7 protein-coding genes are annotated in these 3,545 nt (G+C 39.9%); all 7 read right to left on the bottom strand.

Features of this window, described 5'->3' with window-relative positions; genetic code table 11:
* Positions 1 to 22 precede the first annotated feature (22 nt).
* Positions 23 to 445, bottom strand: a complete 423-nt coding sequence (gene tnpA / locus DW915_RS15490; RefSeq protein ID WP_118699751.1) for an IS200/IS605 family transposase — start codon at positions 443 to 445, stop codon at positions 23 to 25.
* 122 nt (positions 446 to 567) lie between these two features.
* Positions 568 to 843, bottom strand: coding sequence for an IS4 family transposase (locus DW915_RS16645; RefSeq protein ID WP_243033860.1), 276 nt, complete (start codon positions 841 to 843; stop codon positions 568 to 570).
* On the bottom strand, positions 773 to 1,033 hold the full coding sequence (locus tag DW915_RS16215) for a hypothetical protein (RefSeq protein WP_243033861.1): 261 nt from the start codon (positions 1,031 to 1,033) through the stop codon (positions 773 to 775). Before DW915_RS16215 ends, DW915_RS16645 begins: the two co-directional genes overlap by 71 nt.
* Entirely contained in the window at positions 928 to 1,389 is a 462-nt protein-coding gene (locus DW915_RS16640; RefSeq protein ID WP_243033859.1) for a transposase, read from the bottom strand. The genes DW915_RS16215 and DW915_RS16640 overlap by 106 nt, the downstream gene beginning before the upstream one ends.
* Positions 1,390 to 1,419: 30 nt before the next feature.
* A complete protein-coding gene (locus DW915_RS16205) occupies positions 1,420 to 1,929 on the bottom strand; it encodes an IS4/Tn5 family transposase DNA-binding protein (protein ID WP_243033858.1) in 510 nt (169 codons plus the stop codon).
* Between the two features lie 260 nt (positions 1,930 to 2,189).
* Positions 2,190 to 3,068, bottom strand: a complete 879-nt coding sequence (locus DW915_RS15480) for an IS3 family transposase (protein WP_243033857.1) — start codon at positions 3,066 to 3,068, stop codon at positions 2,190 to 2,192.
* Positions 3,069 to 3,109: 41 nt separating this feature from the next.
* Positions 3,110 to 3,403, bottom strand: a complete 294-nt coding sequence (locus DW915_RS15475) for a transposase (protein WP_055218533.1) — start codon at positions 3,401 to 3,403, stop codon at positions 3,110 to 3,112.
* Between the last annotated feature and the right edge of the window lie 142 nt (positions 3,404 to 3,545).

The following is a 3,545-nucleotide window of genomic DNA, read 5'->3' as shown; positions in this document are numbered from 1 at the left end:
CTGAATTTGATCCCTTTTTGCATTATCCCATCTTATCCTTTTGTCTCTGCGATGTTTTCTGGTTTTCGATATACTGTTTTACTGCTTCCAGCGGAGCACCACCCACCGTCGATACAAAATAGCTGTTTGTCCAAAGCGTCGGCATCTTAGTTTTAAGATATGGAAATTCCTGTCTTAAAATTCTGGAAGTATAGCCTTTGAAAGATTTTACGGCTTTGTGAATACCAAACTGAGGGTCTACTTCCAGCAGCATATGAACATGATCCGGCATGATTTCCATTTCCAGAATCTCTACAGAAAGATTTGCAGCATACTCTGTGAGCAGTTCCTTCAACCTGGTATCTACACCATTGGTTAATACTTTTCGTCTATATTTAGGACACCATACTACATGGTATTTGCACGAATAGACGACATTGTTGTTTGATTTATATGTTGTATTCATGTTTGTATTATACTATATTTTTCCATTTAATACAACCACTATTTTGTCCAGCTCAATTACTTGCGTAAATTCGATGGACGCGTCTTATATCCCCATAGCTAAAGCCTTAACTTGACCCATATTTATACAAGATAATTTCGATAAGCAAGCAATGAATATAGTACATCCAGTCCTTGCCAGATAGAACGTACTCCGGGCATACCATCGCTCGATGCACCTTTCGTCCCTCCAAGAACTCCCAGATCATAAATTGCTTCTTTAAGTGAATACGATTCAGGAATTTCCTTGTTTTTTCTTGCGCAACAACATAATACTTTCCATTCCTCTTCAACAAATACGATCCCACTTGAAATTTCCGGACATATTTTCCCAAGATAAGTCAGATTTAATATCTGCATTGCAATGACAGAATATAATAACGTTAGAAAGCTTAATCTCCCATATTCCCTTGCCTGGTTCTTTTCTATTTTGCACCCACTCTTTCATATAAAATGAAACCGTTCTATCTTCCATCTGTGTGCATAACACTGTACCAGCTTTTCTATTTCTTTTTCGCTCTTTACCGTTACCGTTGTCAGCAGAAACCATTCTGTCCCCTTTTTCCCGGATTCATGCACATAGATCGCTGTCAGCTCCAGCTTTTCCCGTAAATGCTTTTCCTTTCTCCTTTCAGGACGGTAGATTGTAACCTTTTTGCAATGGTAATCCATTTTTATATTTCTTGATGGGATATGCTCTTTGGGATTCCGGCTCATCCGGACAACCATGCTTCCTGCCACTGGGGAACTACGTAATTCATGAAAGATCTTTTTCCCATCATCTACCATACGATTTTGTACGATCCGGATCAGAAAATTTGCTTTCAGATCCGTTGCTTCTGAGAAAAATTCATAGAAATCACCTTCCCGGTCACATACTGTTAATATTGGGATATCCGCTGGCATTCTCAGCAGTGTTTCACGCATGCTGTCCAGTCATCGGAAATTTTCTTTTTCCTCTATTGGTCTGGAACGTTTTTGCTCTTTTGTCTGGAAATCGTCCTTCGGCTTTTCCCGTGTATTTGTCTCCTGGTAGATAATACCCAAAGGGATCCCCTGGTCTGTCACGGCGATGCAGGAATGGACCCGCATTCCCCTTTGCTCCGTACTGCAATAGTATCCCATTCCCTGGATCGCTTTCCGGTCTCCAAATCCAACAGCGGTAGTATCCTGAACAGCTAAGATCCACTCTGCATCTGCACATTTTATTTTTTCTACAGTTGCTCTGGATATGCTGTCAAGTAATTCATCTTTGGATATCTCGCTATTACTAAAGAAACGGTATGCCGCTTTGGCAGAACTTCTGGAGCCGGTAGCTGCCCAAGTAGATTTTCCGGGCGATGCTGCAAAAGCGTCTATGATCTTGAAGAAACGTGACTTCAAACGCTGGTCAGTAAAATTTATGTCCACAAACTCTTCTTGCCAGTTCTTGTATTCCGCCGTCATTTGGATCTCCCCTTTTTCTTTAGTATAACATGGGAACATATAAATATCTATGATTACTTATGGGTCAAGTGTAAGCGTCAAATAAAACAGTGTATAGAAAAATAACCGTCAGCCTTTTATACTAAAAGGTCAACGGTTATCGACAGAATTCTTTTACAAGAGGATTCCAAGGCAGATAATCATCCAGATATTCAGGATGTGATCCTATGTCAAGAAAAAGTACAAATTAAGAATGACTTTTTTCCATCTTGCCAGCATACTTAGCTGGCAAGTTTTTGCTCCAGCTCTAATAGTTTATTCCTGTATTGTTTTTCATACTCATCAGGCGAAAGATATCCACAATGACTATGAATCCTTACTGTATTATAAAATGTCTCTATGTACTCAAAAACAAGGTGGTATGCATGTTTATAATCAAATATTTTAAAGCGGTTCAGCCATTCTCGTTTTAATAGTGAATGAAAGGATTCTATGCATGCATTATCCCATGGGTATGCTTTCTTTGAGTAACTGTTTATCATTCCTTCTGTTACTTTCTGGAATGCCTGGGATACGAATTGTATACCTCTGTCACTATGAAACACAAGCGGCGAGGTGACATTTCGCATCTGCTTCGCTTTGTTTACACATTCTACTACATGGATTGCTTCAAGACTCTGACTGAGTACCCATGCTATGATTTTCCTTGAGTAAAGATCCATTATGCTTGTCAGATACACAAATCCATTGTATGTCCATATATACGTGATATCAGATACCCATACAGCGTCCGGCCTTGAAGGATTAAACTGCTCATCAAGGGTATTTTGCAGTTCACTGTTGAAATCAGAATCGATTGTTGTTACTGTATATGGTTTTACCCATTGCGCTTTGATCCCCATTTGGCGCATATAATTACCTACCGTTTTTTCAGCAATAGATTCCCCCTGCCTGTGCAGCATTTCTGTGATCTTGGGTGCACCATAGTTCTGATGCGATCCATCATAGATCTGTTTGATAGCATCCTTGATATGATCACGATGCTTTTCAGAAACCGATGGGACACGTTGCTTCCATGCACGGTATCCAGAGCGTGAAACACCTAATATTTTCAGTACCCCGCTAACAGAAACCCGGTGTTTCTGTGGCAGTTCTGCCACCTCTGTGGTGTATTCTGAAGTGGCAGTATAAATAGCTTCTGTTATTTTCCCAGGATACCGATTGCTTTTTTTAATATTTCAAGGGCATCCTTAGTATCTCGCAGTTCTCTTTTAAGACGGGCAATTTCTTTGGCTTCATCACTGGAATAATTACCTGTTCCGCGTGTGGGGACAGAACCTTCATTTTCTCTGGCTGCCTTCATCCAGTTTTTTAATGCAGACTCGCTGATCCCAAGGTTCTCAGCAGCTTTTTGAACGGTCAGTTCAGGATGATCTTTTCTGTAACGGACAGCATCCTCTTTGAATTGTTTTGAATATTGTGTACCTTTTGCCATAATGTTCTTCCTCCATATATTAATTTTATATCATCTATTGGAAGAAGTCATCTTTACTTTGTACTATTTATATACTACCACCAATGTTCAAGAAAAGCACTCCCCGGCATGTCGGACAGGATATATTTTATATATTTCATCG

This window comes from Blautia sp. AM42-2 (assembly GCF_003480245.1).
Lineage (GTDB): Bacteria > Bacillota > Clostridia > Lachnospirales > Lachnospiraceae > Fusicatenibacter > Fusicatenibacter saccharivorans.
The sequence above is the reverse complement of the archived record's forward strand: the minus strand, read 5'-3'. Positions and strand labels throughout refer to the sequence as shown.

Bases quoted from the DNA above. Each gene is read 5' to 3' on its own strand.
- tnpA (WP_118699751.1), bottom strand. From the start codon at position 445: ATGAATACAACATATAAATCAAACAACAATGTCGTCTATTCGTGCAAA.
- DW915_RS16645 (WP_243033860.1), bottom strand. From the start codon at position 843: ATGCAGATATTAAATCTGACTTATCTTGGGAAAATATGTCCGGAAATT.
- DW915_RS16215 (WP_243033861.1), bottom strand. From the start codon at position 1,033: ATGGTTTCTGCTGACAACGGTAACGGTAAAGAGCGAAAAAGAAATAGA.
- DW915_RS16640 (WP_243033859.1), bottom strand. From the start codon at position 1,389: ATGCCAGCGGATATCCCAATATTAACAGTATGTGACCGGGAAGGTGAT.
- DW915_RS16205 (WP_243033858.1), bottom strand. From the start codon at position 1,929: ATGACGGCGGAATACAAGAACTGGCAAGAAGAGTTTGTGGACATAAAT.
- DW915_RS15475 (WP_055218533.1), bottom strand. From the start codon at position 3,403: ATGGCAAAAGGTACACAATATTCAAAACAATTCAAAGAGGATGCTGTC.